Source organism: Haloferula sargassicola, from assembly GCF_040362925.1.
Lineage (GTDB): Bacteria > Verrucomicrobiota > Verrucomicrobiia > Verrucomicrobiales > Akkermansiaceae > Haloferula > Haloferula sargassicola.
This window is the reverse complement of the sequence record NZ_BAABRI010000001.1, coordinates 152562-177147: the sequence shown is the minus strand read 5'-3', so window position 1 is coordinate 177147 and position 24586 is coordinate 152562. Positions and strand designations below refer to the sequence as shown.

Sequence of the window (24586 nt, the reverse complement as noted above, 5' to 3'; positions counted from 1 at the left end):
GGACCGGCTCCCGGGATTGGAAACGAAATCGCCCCGGATGCCGGGAAAATCCTCAATCCACCGCGGTGCCGGTCGTGCGGGTCAATTCACGGAAAGCTTCGATGAATTTCTCCGTCCACGGGCCCATCTTGCCGGAGCCGATGATACGCCGGTCGAGGCTCGATGCCGGGATCACTTCCGCGGCCGAGCCGGTCAGGAACACCTCGTCGGCGGTGAAGATGTCGTAGCGGGTCACCGACTTCTCGACGCATTCGATGCCCACCTTCGGCGCCAGCTCCAGGATCACCTGGCGCGTGATGCCATCCAGCGCCCCGTCGGACACCGGCGGAGTGGTCATTTTCCCGTCGCGGATCACGAAAAGGTTGTCGCCCGTGCACTCGGCCACGTAGCCCTGCTCATTGAGCATGATGCCTTCCAGCGCTCCGGACTGGATCGCCTCCACCTTGGCCATGATGTTGTTGAGATAGTTCAGGGATTTCACCTGCGGCATCAGCGCGGCGGGTGCCGGGCGGCGGGTCGCGCAGGTCGCCAGCGCCATCCCCTCGCGGTATTTCTCCTCGGGGTAGAGTTTGATGGTCGAGGCGATGATGAACATGCTCGGCTTCGGGCACAGATAGGGATTCAATCCCAGCTCACCCGAGCCGCGGGTCACCACGAGGCGGATGTAGCCGTCCTTCAATCCGTTGGCGCGGACGGTTTCACAGGTGAAACGGCAGACCTCCTCGGCGCTCCAAGGCAGGTCGAGGAGGATGGCTTTGGCGGAATCGAACAAGCGGCGGACGTGCTCCTCGAGGCGGAAGATCCGCCGGCCGTAAAAACGCAGCCCCTCAAAAACGCCGTCACCATAAAGCAACCCGTGGTCGAAGACCGAAATCTTCGCCTTGGATTCATCCACCAATTCACCGTCGAGCCAGATCTTCATTCGCTGTCCGCCGGAGCCTAGAGGGCCCCGGGGGGCTGGCAAGCATGCGATTGCCGCCGGAGGGTCCGTCCTTTCGGAAATCACTCCCCGCCGGCCTGTCCGCCTCCGCCGCCGGCCAGCTTGTCCCAGTCCACCCCCCCGTGGTCCAGCCGCTGGAGCTCGCTCGCATAGACGGCGTCGTCGTTGCGGGGATCCAGCTCCGCTGCCAGTTCGATGAAGGCACGGGCCAGCAGGAGGTTCTCCGGCCCGCCCTGCTGCTTGAGCAGCGCGGCACGGGTGAACAGGAGCTTCGCCAGCACCTCCGGATCGTAGGAGTTCTCCACCGGCGCCGGCACGATGCCGTGGCTGAGTTGATAGTTGGCCACCAGCGCCCGGCGGTTGCGCGGAGCCAGCTGCATCGAGAGCGCCACGAACCGGCGCGCCCGGCGCAGCGAATCGTCCGAGGCCTTGTGGCGGGCGATCAGGTTCACGGCATAACCGGCCAGGTTTTCCGCGTAGTCCTCCCGCTCGCGCGCCAGCATGCCCAGGGCGTCGCTGAACTCGCCGGCACCGATCTCCGGCGCCTTCCAGTGAAACTTCGCCTCCTCCTCCGCGCGGCACAGGGAGGCTGCTGCCAACCCCAACGCGACGATTTGCCCTGACTTCCCCACGGCCGTTACGTATTCCCGGGGAGGTTCCACGATGCAAGCGACAACTCCCGGTCCCCACGCCGACAAAACCCAATGGCGCGCCTGGCTGCGCCGTCAGTTCGATCCCCGGCCCCAGGAAACCTCACGCCTGCTCGCCGACGCCCTGCTGCGCCGGCTCGACCAGCTCCCCGCCGGCAGGGTCGCCCTTTTTTCCCCCCTCCACGACGAGCCGGACCTCACCCCGCTCGTCGTCCGCGGCCCTCACCAGTGGTACCTGCCGCGGGTCGAGGACCACGAGCTCCGCTTTCACCACGTCCGCTCGATCGATGACCTTACCAGCGGGGCCTTCGGTATCCGCGAGCCCGACCCGCACTCCCCGGTGATCGATCCCGCCAGCCTCGACGTCATCGTCTGCCCCGGGCTCGGTTTCGGGCGTGATGGCTCGCGCCTGGGCCGGGGCCGCGGGTTCTACGATCGCGCCCTGTCGCTGGCCCGAAACGCCCGCCTCATCGGCGCGGCTTTTCCCTGCCGGCTGGTCGATTCCTTGCCGGTCGAAGCGCACGACATCCCCATGCACCACATCCTCGACCTCGGGTGAAGCCGCGGCGGCTACTGCACCCAGCTCGGAAGCTCCAGCGTGAAGCGGGGAATGCGCGTGAAGACCACCTCACCCCCGGCCGTACGGCCGAAAAACGCCCCTTCGGCGACGCCGTTTTCGGCCGTCACATGGTAGCTGTTGTAGGAAAAATGCTGGCCCGGAGCGAGGGTCGGCATCTGGCCCACCACTCCGTCTCCCTCCACCACCACCGTCTCGTCCCCCTCGCGCACGACCCACTTGCGGCCGACGATCGTCACCTCCTGGCTGGAGTCGTTCTGAATCGAGATGAAATAGACGAACGGATGCGGCTTGCCGGCCGGGGCATCGAGGGATGGCATGTAAACGACGTCATCCACCTTGACCCGCAGCTTTTTGAGTTCCCGCATGATCCTTCAATCTAGAAGCACTTCCCCGCCGATTGCCAATCCCGAATTCGTTCCGCCATGCCGCATATCCCCGTAGTCCTCACCATCGCCGGCTCCGACAGCTCCGCGGGCGCCGGCCTGCAGGCCGACCTGAAGACCTTCCAGCACTTCCGCACCGTTGGCCTCACCGTGCCCACCTGCATCGTCGCCGAAACTCCTCTCGAAGTCCGCTCGGTCCACATCCTTCCCACCGAAGTGGTCCGCGACCAGCTCGCCATCCTGCTGGACACCTACCCGGTCGCCGCCGTGAAAACCGGCATGCTCCCGAACGCGGAGATCGTCCGGCTCGTGGCGGAGCTGCTCGGCCCGCATCCCGACATCCCGCTGATCGTCGATCCGGTCATGATCGCCTCCACCGGCGACCCGCTGGTTTCCCCCGAGGCCATCGCCGCCTACCGCGACGCGCTTTTTCCCCGCTGCACCCTGCTCACGCCCAACCTCGACGAGGCCGCCCGCCTCGTCGGCCGACCGCTCCCCGACCGCGATGCGATGGAGTCCGCCGCCGCCGAACTCGCCGGTCAGCTCGGCGGGTCGGTGCTTTTAAAAGGCGGCCACCTCGTCGGCCCCGACTGCGCCGACCTCCTCCACGGCCCGGATTTCCGCCAGTGGTTCACCGCCCCGCGCATCGCCACCGAGGCCGGCCATGGCACCGGCTGCACCTTCTCCGCCGCCATCACCGCCTGCCTGGCCCTCGGACTCGAGCTCCCCGCCGCCGTCGCCGCGGCCAAGGACTACCTCGGCCGGACCCTCGCCGCCTCCCTTTCCCCCGGCGGCATCCCCATGCTCAACCAAGGCACCACCTTCTCCCGCTGAGCCCCCCCGGAAAGAAACCACCATCCCGTCCATCCTCCCCATCCCGTCCATCCTGCAACTCCCCCCGGCAGCCCGCCTCTTGGGAAAACACCCCAGTTTTGTCTTGCCAAGCCCGGGCCCGCCCCTAGTTTCGCCGCCCCATGCCACGGATCGCAGGAAAAGCAAAGACCCGGAAGGCTGTCGCCAAACGTTTCAAGGTGACAGGCACAGGGAAGGTCCTGCGTCGCAAACAAGGCAAGCGGCACTTGCTCCAATGCAAGAACCGCAAGCGCAAGCGCCACCTGGGTAAGGTGACGCTGGTTTCCGACGCCGATATCAAGAACGTGAAGGAGAACCTTCCTTTCGCCTGACACTGTAGAACGTAGCGACACAACCACGCCCCCGTCCGCGTCTCGGACGGCCTCCATCGCAGCCTGGCCCCTCGGGGCACCAACGGACAAGCGAGACTGCGGGAGGTAAGAACAACCAACGGCCTGTCCGACCTGACCAGCACCAATGCCACGCGCTACCAACAGCCCGGCCTCGCGCGCCCGCCGCAAGCGGGTGCTCCTTCGTGCCAAAGGCTTCCGCGGATTCCGCTCGAAGCTCTACCGCTACGCCAAGGACGCCGTCCGCAAGGCCCACACCTACGAATACCGCGACCGCAAGAAGCGGAAGGGTCAATTCCGCCGCCTCTGGATCCAGCGCATCAGCGCTGCCGTCCGTAGCGAGGACCTGACCTACTCCCGCTTCATCGAGGGTCTCAAGGCGGCCGGCATCGAAGCCGACCGCAAGATCCTCGCCGACCTCGCCGTCACCGACGCCGCCGCCTTTTCGGCGATCGTCGCCCAAGCGAAGGCCGCCCTCGAAAAGAAGGCCGCCTGACCCGGTCACGGTTCAAGCCACTCCAAGAACGCCGTCCGGGACTTCCCCGGGCGGCGTTTTTCCGTAAAGGAGCCCAGGCGTTCCACCTGTGGGTCCCGTTCCATCCTCACAGGCGGGATGCCTGTGCTCCCTATCCATTGACCGCCGCTCTTCCGCCCGCTATCCCCTGCGCCCCGCATCGCCATGAAGGAAAAGATCGAAGCCATCCAGGCCGAAGCCCTCGCCCGCATCGCCGCCGCCGATGACGCCCGCTCGCTCGAAGACGCCCGCGTCGGCATCCTCGGAAAAAAAGGCACGCTTACCGAAGTTTCCGCCGGCATGCGCGACGTGCCGAAAGAGCAGAAAGCCGAGATCGGCCAGCTCCTCAACACCGCCCGCACCGCCATCACCGAGGCGCTCGAGGAAAAACAGCTCGCCCTCCAGGCCATCGCCGATGCCAAGGCGCTCGAAGGCATCGACTCCACCCTGCCCGCCCGCGCCGTCCATCACGGCTCGCTGCATCCGCTCACCCTCATCCGCCACCAGGCCATCGAAGTCCTCCGCCGCATGGGCTTCGCCCTCGCCGAAGGCCCCGAGATCGAGGACGAGTTCCACTGCTTCGACGCCCTCAACACCCCCGCCGACCACCCTGCGCGCAACGAGAAGGACACCTTCTACTTCGACTCCGGCAAGCTGCTCCGCACCCACACCTCCAGCGTGCAGATCCGCACCATGGAAACCCAGGCTCCGCCGGTCCGCATCATCGCCCCCGGCTCGGCCTATCGCCGCGACGAGATCGACGCCACCCACCTCTCCGTCTTCAACCAACTCGAAGGCCTCTACGTCGATACCGACGTCTCCCTCGGCGACCTCAAGGGCACGCTCGAATACTTCTTCCGCGAAATGTTCGGTGCCGAAACGGAAGTCCGTTTCCGCCCCCACTTCTTCCCCTTCACCGAGCCCAGCTTTGAGATCGACGTCAAACTCCACGCCAAGGGCCAGGTCCCCAAGTGGATCGAAGTCGCCGGCTGCGGCATGGTCGACCCCGCCGTCTTCGAAAGCATCGACAGTGGCCGGAAAGACGATGCCTTCTCCCCGGAAAAGATCACCGGCTTCGCCTTCGGCATGGGCCTCGACCGCCTCGCCATGATCCGCTGGGGCATCAAGGACATCCGCCTCCTGATTGAGAACGATGTGAGGTTCCTCCGACAGTTCGCGTGAGGCCGGCTGAGATCGTAGATGGTGGATCGTAGATGGTAGATATCATGGAAACAGCTCCCTTCGGACACAAGAAGCTCAAGGTCTGGCAAATGGCCCGGGAGTTGGTCATCACGATCCATCGGATGACTCTGACCGAGCTGCCTAAATTCGAGCTCTACGAGGAAGGGAGCCAGATCCGACGCAGCATGAAGTCGGTCAAATCCAACATCGTCGAAGGCTATGGCCGCCGCCGCTACAAGGCTGAGTATCTGCGTTTCCTCGACTTCGCTTACGCTTCTGTTCTCGAAACGACCGATCATCTCGAAACCCTCACCGATACCGGCTCGCTGACTAATCCGGCTCTCGCATCCTCTCTTCACCACGATCTGACCGAGCTCTCCAAGGCTCTTCACGCCTTCATTCGCAGCGTCGAGAAGCAACACAACACCGATCAGGCCTGAACCCAGGTCATCTACGATCTACCATCTACGATCTACCATCCACGATCTACGATCTCCCATCATGAACGTTTCATTGAACTGGCTCGCCACGCACGTCGATCTCAAGGGCAAGTCGCCTGACGAACTCGACAAGCTCCTCACCTTCGCCGGTGTGGAAGTCGAAGGCATCGAGGTGAAGGGCGTGCCGTCCGACAAGATCGTCGTCGCCCGGATCATGGAGGCCGTCCAGCACCCGAACGCCGACAAGCTCAAGGTCACGCAAGTCGATGCCGGCGAGGGCCAGCTCCGCCAGATCGTCTGCGGCGCGAAGAACTACCAGGTCGGCGACAAGGTTCCCTGTTGCCTGCCCGGCGCCGACCTCGGCGGCTTCGTGATTGGCGAAACCAAGATGCGCGGCGTCGAGTCGAAAGGGATGCTCGCCGCCGCTTCGGAGATCGGCCTGACCGACGCCGAAGACGGCCTCATGATCCTCCCCGCCGATGCCGAAATCGGCAAGCCGGTGAAGGACCTGTTCGAAAGCGACGTGCTGCTCGAGGTGGAAGTCACCCCGAACCGTCCCGACCTCCTCAGCCATTACGGCATGGCCCGCGAGATGGCCACCCTGCTCGAAGTCCCGCTGAAATCGCTCGACCTCCCGCAGCTCGAGACCGAGCCCGGCGACGCCGTCCGCATCGAAGCCCCCGAGTCCTGCCCCTTCTACACCCTCACCCACATCCGCGGCGTCACGGTCACTGACAGCCCCGCGTGGCTGAAGCAGCGCCTCGAAGCCATCGGCCTGCGCCCGATCAACAACGTCGTCGACATCACCAACTTCGTCCTCCACGAGCTCGGTCACCCGCTCCACGCCTTCGATTCCGCCAAGGTCGGCGGCGGCATCGTCATCCGCCAGGCGGTCGAGGGCGAGAGCTTCAAGGCACTCGACGAGCAGACCTACGTCCTCACCGCCGACGACTGCCTCATCTCCGATGCCGCCGGCTCCGCGCTCGCCCTCGGCGGCGTGATGGGCGGCCTCGACAGCGGCGTCACCGCCGAAACGACCGACATCCTACTGGAATCGGCGTACTTCACGCCTTCCCGCATCCGCCGCACCTCGCGCCGGCTCGCGCTTTCCTCCGACTCGTCCTACCGCTTCGAGCGCGGTGCCAACCCGCAGGGCGTCCTTCCCGCCGCCGCGCTGGCCATCCGGCTCATCACCGAGATCGCCGGCGGCACCGTCGTCGGAGAAACCATCGCCGCCGGCGAGGCCCCGCAGCTCACCCGCCCGGTCGCGCTCGACCTCGCCAAGCTCGACCAGCTCACCGGCTCGTCCATTTCCCACGACGAAGCCGCCTCCATCCTCGAACGCCTCGGCCTTTCCAAGACCGACTCCGGCGAGTGGCAGGTCCCCGCGTTTCGCGCCGACCTCCAGCGCCACATCGACCTCGTCGAGGAAATCGTCCGCGTGAAGGGCCTCGACGCCATCCCGTCGCGACTCCGCGGCACCTTCGTCCCGTCCAGCCCGGTCGATCACGACGACGATGCCGACATGCGCCTGCGCCAGCGGCTCGCCGGCCTCGGCTTCCACGAGTGCCAGACCATCAAGCTCATCGCCGACGCCCAACTCGCCGACGCCCTCCCGCTCAAGCCACTCCAGGAGGGCGACACGATCCGCGTTTCCCTGCCTCTCAGCGAGGACCACGCCGTGCTCCGACCCAGCCTCGTCCCCGGCCTGATCGCCTCCGCCGCGCGCAACCTCCGCCAAGGCGCCGAAAGCCTCCGCCTGTTCGAAATGGGCCGCTTCTTCCGCAACGCCGGCGGCGGCAAAGCCAAGGACCTCGAAGCCGACAGCCTCGCCCTGCTCCTCTCCGGAAACCGGGCGCCCGAAGGGTGGTCGCAAAAGGCCATTGCCAGCGATCTTTTCGACCTCAAGGCCATCGTCCAGGCCCTGATCCCCGGCGTGGGCATCCAGCTCAACCCGCGCGAGCGACCCGGCTTTGCCCTGGGTGCCGACATCCAGGCCGCCGGCCAAAACATCGGCTCGTTCGCCATGGTCAGCCCCGCCCGCCAGCGCGAACTCGACTCGCCCGCGCCGGTCTTCGTCGCCGAGCTCGACCTCGCCAAGCTGCGCAAGCTTTCCGCCGTCCCGCTCGACATCGTCGACCTCCCGCAGTTCCCCGGCTCCTCGCGCGACGTCTCGATGGACGCCCCCGCGGACCTCAGCAACGCCGAGATCGAGAAGGCCATCGCCAAGCGCAAGGAGCCGCTGCTGGTTTCCTCCGAGTGCTTCGACCTCTTCATCGATCCCTCCGGCGAAAAGCTCGCCACCGGCCGCAAGGCCATCGCCTACCGCCTCCACTACCGGGCTGGCAACAAGACGCTCAAGATGAAGGAAATCGACCAAGCCCATCAAGGCATGCTCGAGCACCTCAAGAAGTCGCTCCCCGTCCAATTCCGGTAGGCGGGGCTTGGAGAACTGGCGATGCGGGTCCACGCCGGCAGGCGGAGCAGGAGCGCCGATGATGAAATCGGCATCGCCTCGCCGGCAGAGATGGATTCCATCTCGTTAGACGACGAAAAAGCGGCTTCCCTGCTCCCTACCCCGAAGTAGCCAGCCCGCAGAACTGGCGATGCCGATTTCATCATCGGCGCTCCGCCCGGGCCGCCGCGTCCGGATGGGACGGGCTCGGCTGCTAGAAAACCGGCTCGGGATGTCAAGAAACGCGGATCGAGTCCCGGCGAGCTGCGGGCTTTCCATCCGGCGTTCATGCGCTAGCTTCGATCACCCGTGACCGAAGCGCCGAAATACCTCTCCCATTTCCTCTTCATCGCCGTGCTCTGCGCGTGGCCGTTGGGGATCGGGATGTATCTGCTGCTCAAGCGCCTCGCGGAGCGAAAGCTCCACCAAATGGAGCATCCGGACGACCTCACCAGCGAGGAAATGCTCAACGAACTGCGCTATGGCTTCATCCATCGCCGGCAGGTCGTCGTCCGCACGCAGACGGAATACCTGCCTTTCCTCATCGAGCGCGTCCGCGAGTCGATCGACCGCGGCCTCGGCGACGAGCAGGTCCGCACGCTGCTCGACCGCGTGGATCTCCACAAGCCGCAGAGCCGGCAGAAGGCGATGTTCCCGATCGAGTGCGAGGGCATCAGCAGCGACCTGGTTTTCGAGTGGATCCGCGACGAGGCCGACCGCATCGAGCTCACCGTGTGGGCGGTGAAACCGGTCGCCGCCGCCGTGAAGCAGTTTGCCACCGGCATCCCGAAAGCGGTGCCGCGGCTCAAGGCGACGAACCCGCCACGGGAATAATCCGGCCGGGGCTTGCGGGTTCCCTAACCGGGGGCAAGACTTCCGCATGCCCGAGGACGCCGTCGCCAGCCCCGCCGAAGCGCTCCTGCGCGCGGTGGAGGCCGATGACCAGAGCGCGATCCTCTCGCTCGCCGCGGAGACCCACTACGCCGACCTGGCCCAAGCTTACCAGGAGCTGGAGGAGGAGCAGCACCCGGTTTTCTTGAACTCGATCGGCCCCGAGCTGGCCGCCGACATGGTGGTCGAGCTGCCCGAGGGCATGATCGAGGAGGCCTTGGACCATTTCCGTCCCGCGGAGCTGAAAATCCTCTTCCGCGAGCTGTCGGACGACGACCGCGTGGACATCCTGCAAGCGGTCGGCGACGAGGCCCGGCTGCGTTTCCTCGGCCTGCTCGGACCCGAGGACGAGGAGCTGACCCGCAGCCTGCTGCGCTACGAGTACGACACCGCCGGCGGCCGGATGACGACCCGCTTCGGCCGGCTTTTCGCCAGCATGACGGTCAAGCAGGCGATCGAATATCTGCGCCGCGACCAGGAGAACACCGAGACGCTTTCCCGCATCTTCGTCGTCGACGCCAGAGGCCACCTGATCGGCCGCGTCCGCCTGCGCGACCTGGCCTTCAACACCTGGGACACGCCGATCCGCGACATCATGGAGGAGGTCGGCCCCGAGCAGCGCGTGCTGGCCACCGCCGACCAGGAGGAGGCCGCCCACCTGCTGCTGAAGTATGACCTGATCGTGCTGCCGGTGGTCGATGAGTTCGACCACATGCTGGGGATCATCACGCACGACGACGCGATGGAGATCCTGCAAGAGGAGAGCACCGAGGACTTCGAGCGCTTCGGCGGCATCGCAGCGGACCAGGAGGAGTCGACCTACCTTTCCGCCGACCCGCTCAATCACTTCCGCCGCCGCGCGGGCTGGCTGGTCGGCCTGGCCTTCGTGTCGATCCTTTCCGGCTACGTCATGATGCGCTTCGGCAGCGTGCTGAGCCAGGTCTTCGTGCTGTCGCTGTTCCTGCCGATGGTGGTCGCCGCGGGCGGAAACTCCGGCGGCCAGGCCACGACGATGGTCATCCGGGCGATGTCGCTCAACGAGCTGGTCAAGGGCACCGGGCTGCGCGTCGCGTGGAAGGAACTGCGCACCGGCTTCATGCTCGGCCTGCTGCTCGGCCTCTGCATGGCGCTCTTCACCGCCTTTGTCCTGCCAGCCTTCAAGCCCGGTCTGCCGGCCGGCATCGGCTACCCGCGGCTGGCGTTTTCCGTGGCCGTCGCGCTGACCGCGCAGGTCACCTCCGCCACCTTCCTCGGCTCGCTGCTGCCCTTCGGCGCCAGGGCGGTGAAACTCGATCCCGCCGTCGTTTCCGCCCCGGCGATCGCGGCGATCGTGGACGTATCCGGAATGGTCATCTACTTTACCGTCGCCCGCGCACTCCTCGGGCTCTGACACGATGAGAGAACTCAAAGACGGCATCCGCTCCGAAGTGCGGCTCGACTGGACCGGCCGCGTGCACAAGCGCTTCCGCGGCACCGACGCCGACAAGCGCTACGCCACCGAGGTCGAAGTGTTGAAAGTCCTCGAGGAACGCGGTTGCCCCTACGTCCCGAAGCTGCTCGAGGAGCACCCGGAAGAGCTGTATTTCGTCACCACCTCGGTCGGCCAGCCCGCCCCCACGATCAGCAAGGAAAGGGCGCTCGCCCTCTTCGCCGACCTCGAACACACCTACGGCGTCCGCCATCTCGACGCCGAGCGCCGCAACGTCACCTACGACAACAAGGCCGGCCGCTTCTGCCTCATCGACTTCGAGCTGGCGGAAATCATGCCGATGCCTGAACCCAGGGAATAGCCCCGCCACCGTCCGCACGTAGTTCCCCCTTCAGGGGGCCGCGGAGCCCGAGCCCCTCCCAGCCCGCCACCGTCCGCACGTTGTTCCCCCTTCAGGGGGCCGCGGAGCCCGAGCCTCTCCCAGCCCGCCACCATCCGCACGTAGTTCCCCCTTTCAGGGGGCCGCGGAGCCCGAGCCCCTCCCAGCCCCGCCACCGTCCGCACGTAGTTCCCCCTTTCAGGGGGCCGCGGTGCCCGAGCCCCTCCCAGCCCGCCACCGTCCGCACGTAGTTCCCCCTTCAGGGGGCCGCGGAGCCCGAGCCTTCCCCGAGCCACGCCCTGAAGCGCGCACTCCATCCCTCCGTAGCGCAGCTCTTTCCCCTCACCGGTTCCTCAAAAACTCCGCCACATCCGCAAAGAACGGCAGCAGCACCCGCTGCCCCGCCGCGCTCACGCCCGACTCTTCCATCGCTCCCTCCATCAGCTCCAGCCAGCGATCCCTCTCTTTTTCCCCGATCGCAAAAGGCGCGTGCCGCATCCTCAGCCGCGGGTGCCCGCGCTTGAACTGATACACCGGATCCCCCAGCAGCCGGAATTTCAGGAAATCCCTCAGCCGCTCCTCCGCCGCCGCCATCTCCTCGGCCGGATACATCGGCCCCAGCAGGTCATCGTCCGGCACCTTGCGGTAAAACGCGGCCACCATCGCCGTGATCCCCTCCGGTCCCAGCTCGCGCGCCACCGTCTGTTCCAGCGTTTCCATGGCGTCCGAATAGAGCGATCAAACTCCACTGGCAACCCTCCCGCTCCCGCCTAATCTCCCGCCGTGCCCGCCAAGAAGAAACCCGCCGCGAAAAAGCAGCCCGCCAAAAAACGCACCCGCCGCGCCGCCGCCTCATCTTCAGCCGTCCCTTCCGCGAAGCGCGCCAGCATCGCCATCCGCGGCGCCCGCCAGCACAACCTCAAGGGCCTCGACCTCGACATCCCGCTCGGCAAGCTCACCGTCGTCACAGGCCCGTCCGGATCCGGGAAATCCTCGCTCGCTTTCCACACCCTCTATGCCGAGGGCCAGCGCCGCTACGTCGAGACCTTCTCGCCGTACGTCCGGCAATTCTTCGATCGCATGGACAAGCCGGACGTCGATCGCATCGACGGCATCCCGCCCGCCATCGCCATCGAGCAGAAAAACAACATCCGCACCACCCGCTCGACCGTCGGCACCCTCACCGAGCTCAACGACTACCTGAAACTCCTCTTCGCCCGCGCCGCCACCGGTTTCGACCCGAAGACCGGCGAGGAAATCAAGCCCGACTCCCCCGAGTCCGCCGCCGCCTGGGCCCTCGAACACCTCGACGGCGAGCAGGTCCTCGTCACCTTCCCCGTCCCCATCCCCGAGGACACGAAAACCGACGACCTCTTCCCTTTTCTCAACCAACAAGGCTATCTCCGCATCTTCCTCAACGGTGAGATTCACCGAACCGACGAAGCCCAATCGGCAATCGGCAATCTTCAATCGACCGTCGAAGTCATCCAAGACCGTCTCAAGGTCACAAAATCCACCTACGCCCGCCTCCTCGAAGCCCTCGAACACGCCTTCACCCTCGGCAAGGGCAAATCCACCATCCACCATCCCCCATCTTCCATCTCCCGCTCGTTCTCGAGCGCGTGGCAAAACCCCGCCACCGGCTTCACCCTCCGCCCCCCCACCCCGGCCCTCTTTTCCTTCAACAACCCCCTCGGCGCCTGCCCGAAATGTCGCGGCTTCGGACGCGTCATCGGCATCGACCTCGACAAAGCCATCCCCGACCCGTCGCTCTCGCTCAAGAAAGGCGCGATCAAGCCCTTCCAAGGCGAACGAGGCGAGGAATGCCAGCGCGACCTCCTCCGCAACTGCCGCGAACGCGACATCTCCATCACCACGCCCTTCGAGGACCTCGACGAGGACATCCAGGAGTGGGTGAAATACGGCGACCGCCCCGACGCCACCATGGACGAAATGGAGGACCTGTGGCGCGACGGCGGCTGGTATGGCATCAAGGGATTCTTCGACTGGCTCGAAACGAAGGCCTACAAGATGCACGTCCGCGTCTTCCTCAGCCGCTTCCGCTCCTACACCGCCTGCCCGAAGTGCCGCGGCAAGCGCCTTCAGCCCGAAGCCCTGTGCTTCAAGATCGCCGGCCACACCCTGCCCGATCTCTGGCAGCTCCCCGTTTCCGAGCTTCTCCCACTCATCTCAAATCTCAAATCCCAGATCTCCAATCACTCCGCGCTCGAATTGGTTCTCACGGAAATCGTTTCCCGCCTGACCTATCTCGACCAAGTCGGACTTGCCTATCTCACCCTCGACCGCCCCGCCCGCACCCTGTCCGGCGGTGAAATCGAGCGCGTCAACCTCACCACCTGCCTCGGCGCGTCACTCTCGAACACCCTCTTCGTCCTCGACGAACCCACCGTCGGCCTCCACGCCCGCGACATCGAGCGCCTCGTCAAGGTCATGCACGACCTCCGCGACAAGGGAAATACGATCGTCGTCGTCGAACACGAGGAGTCCGTCATGCGCGCCGCCGACGAGATCATCGACCTCGGCCCCGCCTCCGGCGAAAACGGCGGCACGCTTCTTTATCAAGGACCGGTTGGGGAGTTTGATAGTGTTCAGAGTTCAGTTTTCAGGAAAGGCAGGGAGCCGGCCGAACGCGAAGCGTCGTCCCTGAACACTGAAAACTGCCAACTGGCAAACTGCTGCGGAACGCTGCCATGGCTCTCCGGCGAAAAACAAATCCACCCACCCAAGCAAGTCCGCGAACCCGGCGACGCCCGGCTCAACCTCAAGGGCGCCACCCGCCACAACCTCAAGAAGCTCGACCTCGACCTCCCGCTCGGTCTCTTCGTCTGCCTCACCGGCGTCTCCGGCTCCGGCAAGTCCACGCTCGCCCACGACGTCCTCTTCGCCAACCTCGCCAAGCGCCTCAAAAAGGACATCCCCGAGCTCGACCCCGCGCCGATCAAGGAACTACGGGGCACGCAGTATTTGAAGGACGTCCTGATCGTCGACCAGTCGCCGCTCGCCCGTACCCCGCGCTCCACGCCGGCCATCCTCCTCGGCGCCTTCAACGAGATCCGCCAGCTCTTCGCCCAGACGCCCGACGCCAAGTCGCGGAACTGCAATACCGGCTTCTTTTCCTTCAACTCCGGCGAGGGCCGCTGCGACCGCTGTTCCGGGGCCGGCTTCGAGAAGGTCGAGATGCAGTTCCTTTCCGACATCCAGGTCACCTGCCCTGACTGCGGTGGCCGGCGCTACAAGCCGTCCACCCTCGACATCCTCTACCGCGGCAAGTCGATCGCCGACGTCCTCGAGCTGACCATCGACCAGGCGCTCGCCTTCTACGCCGACGATCCGTCCTCCACCTCATCCACCCGCAAGCGCCACAGCTCGATCCGCGGCGCCCTGCGCCCGCTCGCCGAGGTTGGCCTCGGCTACGTCAAGCTCGGCCAGCCGCTCAACACCCTCTCCGGCGGCGAGTCGCAGCGCCTCAAGCTCTGCCAGATCATCGCCGAGACCGGAAAAAAAGCGGACGCCCGCCACACCCGCTCAAAGCTCCTCATCCTCGACGAGCCCACCACCGGCCTGCATTTCACCGACATCGAACGCCTCCTCGGCGTCTTCCAGCGGCTCGTCGATCACGGCCACAGCCTGCTCGTCATCGAGCACAACCTCGACGTCATCCGCTCCGCCGACTGGCTCATCGAACTCGGCCCCGGCGCAGGAAAAGACGGCGGCCAACTCGTCGCCCAAGGCCCGCCCAAAAAGGTCGCCAAACTCAAAACCGAGACCGCCCGCTTCCTCAGAAAAAGGAGCACAGGCGTCCCGCCTGTGAATCAACAAGAGCCCGCCCTATCCACAGCACTCTCCCCATCCACCATCTCTCTCAAGGGCGCCCGCGAACACAACCTCAAGAATATCTCCATCGACATCCCGCGCGACCAGCTCGTCGTCGTCTCCGGCCTCTCGGGTTCCGGCAAATCGACCCTCGCCTTCGACATCCTCTTCGCCGAAGGCCAGCGGCGTTTCCTCGACTCCATGTCCGCCTATGCGCGGCAATTTGCCGAGCAGTTGGAAAAGCCCGACCTCGACCTGCTCAGCGGCCTGCCGCCGACCGTCGCCATCGAGCAACGTGTCTCGCAGGGCGGCATGAAATCCACCGTCGCCACCGTCACCGAACTCTGGAACTTCATCCGCCTCCTTTACGCCAAGCTCGGCACCCGCTACTGCCCCGACTGCGACGTTCCGGTCGAAAAGCAATCGATCGCCGCCATCGAAAAAGCCATCCGCGGCCACCTCAAGCAGGGCGCCGTTTCCATCCTCGCCCCCGTCATCCGCGGCCGAAAAGGCTACCACACCGAAGTCGCCGACTGGGCCCTCAAGCAGGGCTTCACCAAGCTCCTCGTCGATGGCCAGCTCCGCGACGCCGAAGGCTTCACCCGCCTCGAACGTTTCCGCGAGCACGACCTCGACGTCGTCGTGGCCGAAATCTCCGACCTCACCCGATCGTCCATCGTCGATCTTCAATCGGCCATTCCCCGCGCCCTCGACATCGGCAAGGGCACCCTCCGCCTCATCACCCCCGGGCGAAAACTCGAACTCCTCTCCACCGAAGCCAGCTGTCCGAGCTGCCGGCGATCCTTCGACGAACTCGACCCGCGCCTCTTTTCCTTCAACTCCCCCCACGGCTGGTGCCCTACCTGCCGCGGCCACGGCGTGACGCCAAAACGGAAGCTCCACCTCGACGTCTCCCGCCACGACTCCGTCCTCGCCGCCGAGCTCGATGCCGACCGCAAGATCGAGCGCATGGATGACGACGAACTCGTCGAGTGCCCTGACTGCCACGGCTCCCGCCTCAACCCCGAGTCCCGCGCCGTGCGCCTGAGTATAAGTGGCTGCCCCGGCCCGGGGCAGGCCGTGGAAGCGGCGCCCCGCCGCGAGTCCGTCAGCATCGCCGACCTCTCCCGCCTTCCCGTCGCCGACGCCGCCACGCACTTCTCGAAAACCTCGTTCACCGGCAAACGCGAGCAACTCATCGCCCGCGACATCCTCCCCGAGATCACCCAGCGCCTCGCCTTCCTCGATCACGTCGGCCTCGGCTACCTCCAACTCGACCGCTCCGCAAAGACCCTCAGCGGCGGCGAAAGCCAGCGCATCCGCCTCGCCGCCCAGCTCGGCTCGAACCTTCAGGGCGTCCTCTACGTCCTCGACGAGCCCACCATCGGCCTCCATCCGCGCGACAACGCCAAGCTCCTCGACACCCTCACCGGCCTGCGCGACCGCGGCAACTCGCTCATCATCGTCGAGCACGACGAGGACACCATCGCCCGCGCCGACCACCTCATCGATCTCGGACCGGGGGCGGGAAGGCTCGGAGGCGAGATCGTCTATCAGGGTCCGCCCCCGGGAGTTGCGAGTGTTCAGTTTTCAGATTTCAGGAAGAAACCGAAGAAGACAGCCAAACGCGCGGCGTCTTCCCTGAACACTGAAAACTGGAACCTAGCAAACTCACCCACCTACCAAGCCCTCACCCACCCGATCATCCACCCGATGCGCGGCGAGCGGCGGAAGATCGGCAAGACCCATCCGCTGCTCAAGCTCACCGGCTGCTCGGCCAACAACCTGAAGGGGCTCGACGTCGCCATCCCGCTGGGTCGCCTCATCGTGCTGACCGGCATTTCCGGATCCGGGAAATCCACGCTCATGCACCAGTGCATCGGCGTCGCGGCCGATGCCAAACGCTCAAACAAGGCCGCACCCTTCCTCCGCGCCAGCGGTTTCCAGAAAATCAAGTCCACCTACGAGGTCGACCAGTCGCCCATCGGCAAGACCTCGCGCTCCTGCCCGGCGACTTATGTCAAAGTCTTCGACGACATAAGGAAGCTCTTCGCCCAGCTCCCCGACTCCCGCATGCGTGGCTACGATGCTTCGCGTTTTTCCTTCAACACCGGCGAAGGCCGCTGCCCGGTTTGCGAGGGCAATGGACGCGTGAAGCTCGAAATGGATTTCCTCCCCACCACCTGGGTCCCCTGCGAGGCCTGCGACGAACTCCGCTACAACCCCGCCACGCTCGACGTCCGCTTCCGCGAAAAGAACATCGGCGAGGTGCTGAAGATGACCATCGAGCAGGCCGCCGGCTTCTTCGAAAGCCAGCCGCGCATCGCCACGCCCCTGCAACTCCTCGCCGACACCGGCCTCGGCTACCTCCAGCTCGGCCAACCCTCGCCCACCCTCAGCGGCGGCGAGGCCCAGCGGATCAAGCTCGTTTCCCAACTCATCCGCGGTCGCTCGGCCAAGGCCCAACTCACGACCCGCGAGCTGAAAACCAGCAATCTCTATCTGATCGAGGAGCCCACCGTGGGCCTCCACCTTGAGGATGTGAAGCGGCTCATCGACGTCCTCCACCGGCTGGTCGATGAAGGCCACACGGTGGTCGTCATCGAGCACCACATGGCCGTCGCCGCCGAGGCCGACTGGATTCTCGACCTCGGCCCCGAAGGCGGCGACGCCGGCGGCAGGATCGTCGCCGAGGGCCCGCCTGAAAAAATCGCCAGGTCGAAGAAGTCCGCCACCGCCCCTTTCCTCTCCACCGAGCTGGCAAACAAGGGGTGACTCAGTCTTCCCGTTTCAGCACCGAGATCCAGATCCAGGCAAAGCCGGCGACCATCGCGATGGCCGACGGAATGGCCCACGACCATTGGTGGAGAACGGCGTAGCCGATGGCGAACATCCCGCCCCAGATGAAGGCCATGCCGGCGATGAAGTTCAGCAGAAAATGTTGGGTCACCGCGCGACCCTCATCAGGAATCGCCGCACCGATCGCACCCCACCAGCCACCGGGACGGACCTTCGTGTAAAACGCCGTGAGCTTTTCCGGGCTCTCCGGCCGCGTGGCGAAGGTCACTCCCAGCCAGGTCAGCAGCGAGATGCCCACCACCACCAGCAACTGCAGGTGGAAGGGAAACGGATGACCGGCCACGATGGGATCCCGCCCGAACAGCACATAGGGCTCCCCGGCGCCGATCGTTTGCACCGCAGCCAGCACCTCGAAGCCGCAGGTCGCCAGGAACGACACCGCCAGCGCCGAGATCTCCGACCACGCGTTGATCCGCCACCAGAACCAGCGGAGGATCAGCACCAGTCCGATGCCGCTGCCCATCGCCATCACGAACTTCCACGCCTTCTCGATGCTGCCCATGTTCTTGGCAATGATCGCGCCCGCCACAATGAGGCCGACGGTGGCGACCTGGCCCGCGACCACATAGTGGCGCTCGGACTTCCCGGGTCGCATGAAACGCCGGTAGATATCGTGGACGAGATACGACGAGCCCCAGTTGAGATGCGTGTCCACCGTGGACATGAAGGCCGCGAGGAAGCTGACGATGAGGAGGCCCTTCAAGCCCGGCCCGAGAAGCTGGTTCATCACCATCGAGTAGCCTGCCTTTTCCCCGAGCGGATTCCCGGAGAGGTCCGGAAAAAGCACGATCGACACCAGGGCGACCAGCACCCAGGGCCAAGTACGAAGGGCATAGTTGGCGAAGTTGTACCAGAGGTTCGCCGCGAGGGCGTGGCGCTCGTTTCTGGCCGCCATCGTCCGCTGGATCAGGTAGCCGCCGCCATCGGTCGCGTGATTCGACCACCACATCACCAGCACCAGCACGAGGAACTGGAAGAAGGAGGAATTGAGGAACTCGAACGACATCAGCGGCACGTCCTTCGGCATCACCGGCACCACGCTGATGGCCTCGCCCGCCGACTTCGGCAGCAGGTCGAGCTTGCTTTCCAAGGCGGCCAACTGTTCCGGTGCCACATCCCCGCTTCGGGCGTCGGCGATCTCGGCCTCCAGGACCTGCGCCTTTTCCGCAAAGGTCCGGTCGAGCCCGTGCATCAGCTCGTCCACGCCGCCGACGTGATCCACCGCGACCCAGGCCAGCACGACGGCGCCGGCCATCGCGATGACGAACTGGATCACATCGGTCACCACCACGCCCCAGAACCCGGACAGCAGGGCATACAAGGTCGAGATGCCGACCAGCAGCCACACCATGGCCTCGCGGAAATCCAGGCTCACCGCCCAGCCGGCCACTTCGAAAGCCAGCGGCTCCCCATTTCCGAGCATGACGGTCAGCACCGAAGACATGCCGTTGATGACCCAGCCGAGGACGATGAAGTTATAGAGCAGCGCGAAGTAGCCGGCCTTGAAGAAACGCAGGAAGGCCGCGGGCTTCCCGCCGTAGCGGAGTTCGAGCAGCTCGTTTTCCGTCAAGACCTCCGCCCGCCGCCAGAGCCGGGAGAACAGGAAGATCGCGAGCAGGCCGTAGAGCAGCCAGTTCCACCAGAACCAGTTCTCCCAGATGCCCTTGGTCCGCGACATCTCGGTGATCGCGAGCGGCGTGTCGGCCGCGAAAGTCGTTGCCACCATCGAGGTCCCGAGCGCCCACCACGGCAGCTTGCGACCGGCGAGATAGTATTCCTCGGAGTTGGCGCTGGCCCGCTTGCGGCACATGAGTCCGACGCCCAGCGCAAAGATCAGATACACGCCGATGATGCACCAATCGATGATGGCAAGCTGCATGGCGGCAATCATTCGAAGGTCACCTCGCCCCAGCGCTCGGGCCGATGCATGTTCACCACGCCCTGCGGGCTCCACACCCAGTTATCCTCCGGATGCTGCTGCTCTTCCGGGCTCAGACTTGCGCCCAGATCGGTGCCATGCGGCGGAATGCGAACGTAGTTTCCATCCACGATCTCGTGCCGCCACTGGACCCGGGAAAAATTGACCCTCCAGGTCTCGCCCGGCTCGGGAGGTCCGGCTTTTCCCCCACGGTAGGGAGCGAGACCCTCCCACGGGATGGAAACGCGCGCCTCCCAGCCGCGGTCTTCGTCGCTCGGATCATTGAGCGTGCCATCGATCACCGCTTCGGCGAGGAGGCCCTCGATGTTGCAGCCGAGGATCGGCTCGCCGCCCTGCCAGTAGGGCTTGGGTAGCGACAGCTCCCAGATCGTGCCGAGCGCGTTCATCTCGAACTCATAGTAGTTCAGGCCGTCGCCATCGGGATCGATGAAGATCTCGAAGTCGTTGTCGTGGAAGATGACCTCGTTTTTCCGGGTGATCGTCCCCCAGACATGCGGCTCTTCCATTTCGGCGCGGACGTGCAGATAACGATCGTCCCACGCCATCTTGAGCCGTGTGCGGAATCCCGGCCGAAGCTCGGGCAGGCCCGTGATATCGACGAAGTCCTCGCTCCATGGCACCGCCTCCCATCCCCCTTCCCCGAGCTTCGGGCAGGCATAGGCCCTGCGCTGCGAGACGTCCCAGTGATCCTTGGTCATGGGGCTACTCCCTTCGACCACCGCGGACGCCTTGGCAAGCTCGGAGCCGCCGAACCCACCGATTGCCAGCGAAACGGCGAGCGCCCCCAACAGGACCGCGAAGACCCGGTCGATCCACTTCGCCGAGCGACGGTAGAGGCTTTTCGCCGGAGACCACTGCAGCGCGAGCGACCACAGGCACCAAAGCACCAGCCCTTGGAGAATCGTTTCCCCCCACAGCAGCCACGGCCACCACGCCTCGGAGCGAACCGCCAGGAAGGGCGTGATCATCGCCGCGAAAATCAACGCGACTTTCGGGTTGAGCAGGTTGCAGAGCAGGCCGCGGACGTAGGCGGCGTGGCGCGATCGCGTCGTGGAAAGCTCCGGCAATTCGCCGGCGTGCTTCACCAACTTCCAGGCGATCCATGCAAGATATGCCGCCCCCAGCCACGCGATGCCTCGCGCCAGCAGCGGATGGGATCGCAGCACCACCGCCACCCCCGCGACCGCGATGCCGGCATGCACCATCAGACCGGTGGCGATGCCGAGCGCCGTTCCCATCCCCCGCCGCGCGCCCTCGGACAGCGCGGTCCGCGTCACGAGGATCAGATCGGGTCCCGGACTGAACTGGCCGACCGCCATGATGCCGGCGAAGGCGGCCAGCTCCAGCAGCGGACTCATGTCAGGGCAGGATCATGAACAGGCCACCTCCGTGGACCCACTGCGCCACCCCTTCCGGCACCCAGCGCAACTCATAACGCGGGCCCCACGAATCGCTCACCGCGAGTTCGCCAGTGGTCTCGTTGTAGCCGATGATCATGCAGATGTGGTAGGCACCCGGCGTTGGTTCACGATCCTCATACGCCTCGGTCTGGGTGGCGACCTTGCTCGCCCACGCCGACCAGTCCTCGACCTTCTTGCGGGCCTCGGTGTTGTCGTTGGCGATCTGGTTATAAGTCGGCAGCGAATACAATGTCCACATCACCGGGATGCCATCATCGAGATATCTCTTGAGTCGGGAAATCGAGAGCTTCCTCGCCTCGTCGTCGCGGGTCCGGCGCCCCTTGCGGTAGACCTGGGACTTCACTTCATCGATCAGCAGCTTGGGCGAGGTTCCCCCACCGGCGCTGGATTGACCGACCATCGCCAGCAGATACATGTCGGCATCGAGCCCCATGAAACGCATCGCCCGCTCAAAGGTCGCCGGCACGCAATAACCCTTCGGGCCTTGATCGACCATCGGGATGCCGGAAATGACGACATCTCCGTTATCCCGGCGCTGCACGGCGGCGGCGACCCGCTTCTTGATCGCCGAGTCATTGATGCGTTCGGTTTTTCCACCGCTCTCGGCGAACTCGACCGGGACGATGGACAAGTTCACGAATTCGTCTTCCTCCATCGCCAGCAGGATCGAGACTCCCTGGGCATCCCAGCGGGAAACCGTGCGTCGCTCCTTGCCCTCACCGAAGCGCTGGGTTTCGGGCGGACCGAGCGCCTCGGACAAGCGGGCGGTGATCGCATTGAAGTCCCGCTCCATCGCCTCGCCCAGGCTGGTTGCCTCGTCGGACTCGCCTTGTTTGAAATGATCCTCGGCGAAACCGGCCGCCGAGCCGTAGTCTCCCTTGTTGGCATAAACCGCCGAGATGTGGCTGACCGAACCCCAGGGATCCGAGTAAAGAGCCAGCGAAAACGGCATCGCGCCGAACAGCCGATAGCTGCCCGGCTTGCCGCCATCGGGTCCGCCCTGGAAGGCCGCGTAGAGGCGCCACGACCACAGCCCGGAAGTTTGGGATTCCGCCCTCAGGCCGAGCGTTTTCGCCACCTCGCGCGATGACCGTTGGAGCAGCGGCTGGTCGGAAAACAACTCATGTCCGGCCGCCTTGTTCAGCATTGAAACCTCCGCCGACGCCGCATTCCTCAACTTTTTGAGATAGGCTTGGTCATCCTCGGAAAAGGTCGCGTCCTTCAACTCGAAGACTTTGCCGTCGTTTCGGCGGAGCTTCACCTCCGCATCGGAAAACCCGACCACCTGGGCCACCAGCTTGCGGCCCGCCGAATCGGTGAAGGTATGCATTTCCCGCGCCGCTGCCGGCGTTGCCATCAGGGCGGCGACCAGTACTCCGAACCACGCTCGCTTCATGTCCGTGTTCTAGGCCGACACCGTGTCATGTCAATGGCCCGGCATTTACCACAGCGCCGCATAGCGCGCGCGGACCTGCCCGAGCCATTTGCCGATGAAGGCCAGCTCGCGCGCCAACTGCCAGCCGTCCGCCCGGCCCGACTCGACCGCGGGAAAGGATTCTTCACGCTGCCGCCGCTCGACCTCCAGCCGCTGCTGGCAGACTTCCAGCCGTTCGCGGCAATCTTGCGCTTTGGCTTCGAGGAGGGCTTTCGCCAGCAACGATTGGGCCGCCTCCTTTTCCCGTATCACTGCGTCCGCCTGCTGCAATTTGCGGCCGATCTCGGAAAACAGATCCATCACCCCGCTGCCGACCGCGCCCCGCAGGCTGCCCTCGATCCCCTCCAGTTCCAGCCATTGCTTCAGGCGCTCGGAAGGGTCCGTCAGCAGGGTCACCGCCTGCTGAAGGCGCTCGAAGTCCCCTGCATCGCCGCCGGCGTCCGGATGCCGCGATTTTCCCGCCTCGCGGAAGGCCGCCCGGATCTCCTCATCGGAAATCACCAGCCGCCGCTCCAGCCCCAGCTCGGCGAAGGCGTCCATCAGGCCGCAAAGCTCTCGCCGCAGGAGCAGGTCACCACCGCGTTCGGGTTGCTCACCTTGAAGCCGCCCTGCTGAAGGTCGTCGGAGTAATCGAGCTCGCTGCCGCTCACGAAAAGCGCGCTTTTCGGGTCGATCACCACCTGCACGCCGTTGCTCGGCACCATGATGTCGCGGTCGCGGGGGCCATCGACGAGGTCCATCTTATACTGCAGCCCGCTGCACCCTCCGCCGATCACCGCAATCCGCAGCGCGCCCTCCGGCCGGCCCTGCTTTTCCAGCAGCCCGCGCAGGTGCGCCGAGGCTCCATCGAGCACCCGGATCAGCTTTTCGTTGCCGGTTTTGAAATTCACCACCGTTTCGGTCATCGCGGCGGGAAAATCACCCGCATCCTTGAAACTGAAAACCGAAAACTCACAAACTCCGCCCGCCGCGATGCCCGAGCCACCTTTCAGACCCGTCCCCACCCGCACCGCTGTCGTGCTCGGATCGTCCCTGCTCGGCGTCTACGCCCACGCCGGTTTCCTTAACGGCCTCGGCCAACGCGGCTTCGAGCCCGCCCGCCTCGCCGGCGCCTCGGCCGGTGCCCTCGCCGGCGCGCTCCACGCCTGCGGCCTGCGGGGCGACGACCTGAAACACGCCGCGCTCGACCCGAAAATGCGCTGGTCCTATTTCGATCCCGGGTTCATCTGGCGCATGCCGGGTGTCGGCACCGTCCTCTGGGCCAACGGCATCTTCCACGGCAAGGGCAAGGTCCGCCACCTGCGCAGGCTGCTTGGCGACGTCCGCCTCGATGACCGCCAGCTCGACATCGCCGTCACCGACGTCGAGACCAACGAAATCGTCATCCGCACCACCGGTCCGCTCCCCGAGCTCGTCATGGCCTCCTGCGCCGTGCCGGGCCTCTTCACCATCCAGGATGTCGATGGCCATCGCTACCTCGACGGCGGCATCGCCGCCGAGTATCCCTTCGAGCACCTCATCAACCGCGACGACATCGACACCATCCTCATCCACCGCATTCAGCACGTGGAAAACTCCAGCCCGGTCGTGAATTGGGAGACCGTCGCCAAAGCCGTCGGCTGCACCCACCACACCGCCTGCAAGGCCCTCCACGAGCACCGCCTCCGCCTCGCCGCCGAGCGAGGAAAGCAAGTCGTCGAACTCGTCTCCACCACCCCCTTCCCCTCCATCTTTTCCAACCGCCGCGCCCCGGCATGCTACGAAGCCGGGCTGCAGACCGCCCTCGACGCCCTCTCTCCCGCCTGACCATGCAAGCCCAGCTCCTCGAAATCCTCCGCGACCAGATCCTCGAACCCGACGCCGTCGGCGACGCCCACACCGACCTTTTCGAGGCCGGCCTCGACTCCATGGGCATCATGCAGCTCGTCCTCGCCATCGAGGAAAGCTTCGGCATCGCGCTGGAGCCCACCGACCTTTCCCGCGACCACTTCCAGACCGTCGAAAGAATCGAGGCACTGCTTCTCTCCAAGTCTGCCCGGTAACCTCTAACAAT

The 24586-nt window shown here is 65.3% G+C and carries 22 protein-coding genes; 13 read left to right on the top strand and 9 right to left on the bottom strand.

The window, feature by feature from the left end:
* Positions 1–52: 52 nt before the first annotated feature.
* Positions 53–922 (bottom strand): branched-chain-amino-acid transaminase, encoded by an 870-nt coding sequence (ilvE, locus tag ABXH26_RS00745; RefSeq protein WP_353565105.1) that lies wholly within the window; start codon positions 920–922, stop codon positions 53–55.
* 80 nt (positions 923–1002) lie between these two features.
* Positions 1003–1539 (bottom strand): hypothetical protein, encoded by a 537-nt coding sequence (locus ABXH26_RS00740; RefSeq protein ID WP_353565104.1) that lies wholly within the window; start codon positions 1537–1539, stop codon positions 1003–1005.
* A 64-nt stretch (positions 1540–1603) separates the two neighbouring features.
* Between ABXH26_RS00740 and ABXH26_RS00735 the strand changes: the two genes are divergently transcribed.
* Positions 1604–2149 carry a 5-formyltetrahydrofolate cyclo-ligase gene (locus ABXH26_RS00735; RefSeq protein ID WP_353565103.1) on the top strand — a complete coding sequence of 182 codons (546 nt, stop codon included), beginning with the start codon at positions 1604–1606 and terminating at the stop codon, positions 2147–2149.
* Between the two features lie 11 nt (positions 2150–2160).
* Here ABXH26_RS00735 and ABXH26_RS00730 read toward each other — a convergent pair whose 3' ends face one another.
* Complete coding sequence (locus ABXH26_RS00730; RefSeq protein WP_353565102.1) at positions 2161–2535, bottom strand: ApaG domain-containing protein; 375 nt, start codon at positions 2533–2535, stop codon at positions 2161–2163.
* 57 nt (positions 2536–2592) lie between these two features.
* Here ABXH26_RS00730 and thiD point away from each other — a divergent pair, with 57 nt between their 5' ends.
* The 9 genes from thiD (at position 2593) to ABXH26_RS00685 (ending at position 11027) form a co-directional block, all read left to right on the top strand.
* Positions 2593–3387 carry a bifunctional hydroxymethylpyrimidine kinase/phosphomethylpyrimidine kinase gene (gene thiD / locus ABXH26_RS00725; RefSeq protein ID WP_353565101.1) on the top strand — a complete coding sequence of 265 codons (795 nt, stop codon included), beginning with the start codon at positions 2593–2595 and terminating at the stop codon, positions 3385–3387.
* A gap of 140 nt (positions 3388–3527) precedes the next feature.
* Positions 3528–3737: a 50S ribosomal protein L35 gene (rpmI, locus tag ABXH26_RS00720; protein WP_353565100.1), complete on the top strand. Its 210-nt coding sequence runs from the start codon at positions 3528–3530 to the stop codon at positions 3735–3737.
* 145 nt (positions 3738–3882) lie between these two features.
* Positions 3883–4251, top strand: coding sequence for a 50S ribosomal protein L20 (gene rplT / locus ABXH26_RS00715; protein WP_353565099.1), 369 nt, complete (start codon positions 3883–3885; stop codon positions 4249–4251).
* 183 nt (positions 4252–4434) lie between these two features.
* Positions 4435–5451, top strand: a complete 1017-nt coding sequence (gene pheS / locus ABXH26_RS00710) for a phenylalanine--tRNA ligase subunit alpha (RefSeq protein WP_353565098.1) — start codon at positions 4435–4437, stop codon at positions 5449–5451.
* A gap of 44 nt (positions 5452–5495) precedes the next feature.
* Positions 5496–5891, top strand: a complete 396-nt coding sequence (locus ABXH26_RS00705) for a four helix bundle protein (RefSeq protein WP_353565097.1) — start codon at positions 5496–5498, stop codon at positions 5889–5891.
* A 61-nt stretch (positions 5892–5952) separates the two neighbouring features.
* Positions 5953–8328 carry a phenylalanine--tRNA ligase subunit beta gene (gene pheT, locus ABXH26_RS00700; RefSeq protein WP_353565096.1) on the top strand — a complete coding sequence of 792 codons (2376 nt, stop codon included), beginning with the start codon at positions 5953–5955 and terminating at the stop codon, positions 8326–8328.
* A 327-nt stretch (positions 8329–8655) separates the two neighbouring features.
* Positions 8656–9180: a hypothetical protein gene (locus ABXH26_RS00695; RefSeq protein ID WP_353565095.1), complete on the top strand. Its 525-nt coding sequence runs from the start codon at positions 8656–8658 to the stop codon at positions 9178–9180.
* 46 nt (positions 9181–9226) lie between these two features.
* Complete coding sequence (gene mgtE, locus ABXH26_RS00690; RefSeq protein ID WP_353565094.1) at positions 9227–10627, top strand: magnesium transporter; 1401 nt, start codon at positions 9227–9229, stop codon at positions 10625–10627.
* A gap of 4 nt (positions 10628–10631) precedes the next feature.
* The gene (locus tag ABXH26_RS00685; RefSeq protein ID WP_353565093.1) at positions 10632–11027 is read left to right on the top strand and encodes a BUD32 family EKC/KEOPS complex subunit; all 396 of its coding nucleotides are present in this window, start codon (positions 10632–10634) and stop codon (positions 11025–11027) included.
* 360 nt (positions 11028–11387) lie between these two features.
* Here ABXH26_RS00685 and ABXH26_RS00680 read toward each other — a convergent pair whose 3' ends face one another.
* A complete protein-coding gene (locus tag ABXH26_RS00680; RefSeq protein ID WP_353565092.1) occupies positions 11388–11765 on the bottom strand; it encodes a globin domain-containing protein in 378 nt (125 codons plus the stop codon).
* Positions 11766–11828: 63 nt separating this feature from the next.
* Here ABXH26_RS00680 and ABXH26_RS00675 point away from each other — a divergent pair, with 63 nt between their 5' ends.
* Positions 11829–17654 carry an excinuclease ABC subunit UvrA gene (locus ABXH26_RS00675; RefSeq protein WP_353565091.1) on the top strand — a complete coding sequence of 1942 codons (5826 nt, stop codon included), beginning with the start codon at positions 11829–11831 and terminating at the stop codon, positions 17652–17654.
* 1 nt (position 17655) lies between these two features.
* Here the strand turns inward: ABXH26_RS00675 and ABXH26_RS00670 are convergent, their stop codons facing one another.
* The 5 genes from ABXH26_RS00670 to ABXH26_RS00650 are packed head-to-tail and all read right to left on the bottom strand — an operon-like array spanning position 17656 to position 23438.
* Positions 17656–19617: a sodium:solute symporter family protein gene (locus tag ABXH26_RS00670; RefSeq protein ID WP_353565090.1), complete on the bottom strand. Its 1962-nt coding sequence runs from the start codon at positions 19615–19617 to the stop codon at positions 17656–17658.
* 8 nt (positions 19618–19625) lie between these two features.
* Positions 19626–21035, bottom strand: a complete 1410-nt coding sequence (locus tag ABXH26_RS00665; protein WP_353565089.1) for a LysE family transporter — start codon at positions 21033–21035, stop codon at positions 19626–19628.
* A 1-nt stretch (position 21036) separates the two neighbouring features.
* The gene (locus ABXH26_RS00660) at positions 21037–22494 is read right to left on the bottom strand and encodes a C39 family peptidase (protein ID WP_353565088.1); all 1458 of its coding nucleotides are present in this window, start codon (positions 22492–22494) and stop codon (positions 21037–21039) included.
* A 45-nt stretch (positions 22495–22539) separates the two neighbouring features.
* A complete protein-coding gene (locus tag ABXH26_RS00655; protein ID WP_353565087.1) occupies positions 22540–23073 on the bottom strand; it encodes a hypothetical protein in 534 nt (177 codons plus the stop codon).
* The gene (locus ABXH26_RS00650) at positions 23073–23438 is read right to left on the bottom strand and encodes a HesB/IscA family protein (RefSeq protein WP_353565086.1); all 366 of its coding nucleotides are present in this window, start codon (positions 23436–23438) and stop codon (positions 23073–23075) included. The genes ABXH26_RS00655 and ABXH26_RS00650 overlap by 1 nt, the downstream gene beginning before the upstream one ends.
* A 25-nt stretch (positions 23439–23463) precedes the next feature.
* Between ABXH26_RS00650 and ABXH26_RS00645 the strand changes: the two genes are divergently transcribed.
* Both ABXH26_RS00645 and ABXH26_RS00640 read left to right on the top strand, forming a co-directional pair.
* Positions 23464–24339 carry a patatin-like phospholipase family protein gene (locus tag ABXH26_RS00645; protein ID WP_353565085.1) on the top strand — a complete coding sequence of 292 codons (876 nt, stop codon included), beginning with the start codon at positions 23464–23466 and terminating at the stop codon, positions 24337–24339.
* 2 nt (positions 24340–24341) lie between these two features.
* A complete protein-coding gene (locus tag ABXH26_RS00640; RefSeq protein ID WP_353565084.1) occupies positions 24342–24575 on the top strand; it encodes a phosphopantetheine-binding protein in 234 nt (77 codons plus the stop codon).
* The last annotated feature ends 11 nt before the right edge of the window (positions 24576–24586 follow it).

Bases quoted from the DNA above. Each gene is read 5' to 3' on its own strand.
- ilvE (WP_353565105.1), bottom strand. From the start codon at position 922: ATGAAGATCTGGCTCGACGGTGAATTGGTGGATGAATCCAAGGCGAAG.
- ABXH26_RS00735 (WP_353565103.1), top strand. From the start codon at position 1,604: ATGCAAGCGACAACTCCCGGTCCCCACGCCGACAAAACCCAATGGCGC.
- ABXH26_RS00730 (WP_353565102.1), bottom strand. From the start codon at position 2,535: ATGCGGGAACTCAAAAAGCTGCGGGTCAAGGTGGATGACGTCGTTTAC.
- thiD (WP_353565101.1), top strand. From the start codon at position 2,593: ATGCCGCATATCCCCGTAGTCCTCACCATCGCCGGCTCCGACAGCTCC.
- rpmI (WP_353565100.1), top strand. From the start codon at position 3,528: ATGCCACGGATCGCAGGAAAAGCAAAGACCCGGAAGGCTGTCGCCAAA.
- rplT (WP_353565099.1), top strand. From the start codon at position 3,883: ATGCCACGCGCTACCAACAGCCCGGCCTCGCGCGCCCGCCGCAAGCGG.
- pheS (WP_353565098.1), top strand. From the start codon at position 4,435: ATGAAGGAAAAGATCGAAGCCATCCAGGCCGAAGCCCTCGCCCGCATC.
- ABXH26_RS00705 (WP_353565097.1), top strand. From the start codon at position 5,496: ATGGAAACAGCTCCCTTCGGACACAAGAAGCTCAAGGTCTGGCAAATG.
- pheT (WP_353565096.1), top strand. From the start codon at position 5,953: ATGAACGTTTCATTGAACTGGCTCGCCACGCACGTCGATCTCAAGGGC.
- mgtE (WP_353565094.1), top strand. From the start codon at position 9,227: ATGCCCGAGGACGCCGTCGCCAGCCCCGCCGAAGCGCTCCTGCGCGCG.
- ABXH26_RS00685 (WP_353565093.1), top strand. From the start codon at position 10,632: ATGAGAGAACTCAAAGACGGCATCCGCTCCGAAGTGCGGCTCGACTGG.
- ABXH26_RS00680 (WP_353565092.1), bottom strand. From the start codon at position 11,765: ATGGAAACGCTGGAACAGACGGTGGCGCGCGAGCTGGGACCGGAGGGG.
- ABXH26_RS00670 (WP_353565090.1), bottom strand. From the start codon at position 19,617: ATGCAGCTTGCCATCATCGATTGGTGCATCATCGGCGTGTATCTGATC.
- ABXH26_RS00665 (WP_353565089.1), bottom strand. From the start codon at position 21,035: ATGAGTCCGCTGCTGGAGCTGGCCGCCTTCGCCGGCATCATGGCGGTC.
- ABXH26_RS00660 (WP_353565088.1), bottom strand. From the start codon at position 22,494: ATGAAGCGAGCGTGGTTCGGAGTACTGGTCGCCGCCCTGATGGCAACG.
- ABXH26_RS00655 (WP_353565087.1), bottom strand. From the start codon at position 23,073: ATGGACGCCTTCGCCGAGCTGGGGCTGGAGCGGCGGCTGGTGATTTCC.
- ABXH26_RS00650 (WP_353565086.1), bottom strand. From the start codon at position 23,438: ATGACCGAAACGGTGGTGAATTTCAAAACCGGCAACGAAAAGCTGATC.
- ABXH26_RS00640 (WP_353565084.1), top strand. From the start codon at position 24,342: ATGCAAGCCCAGCTCCTCGAAATCCTCCGCGACCAGATCCTCGAACCC.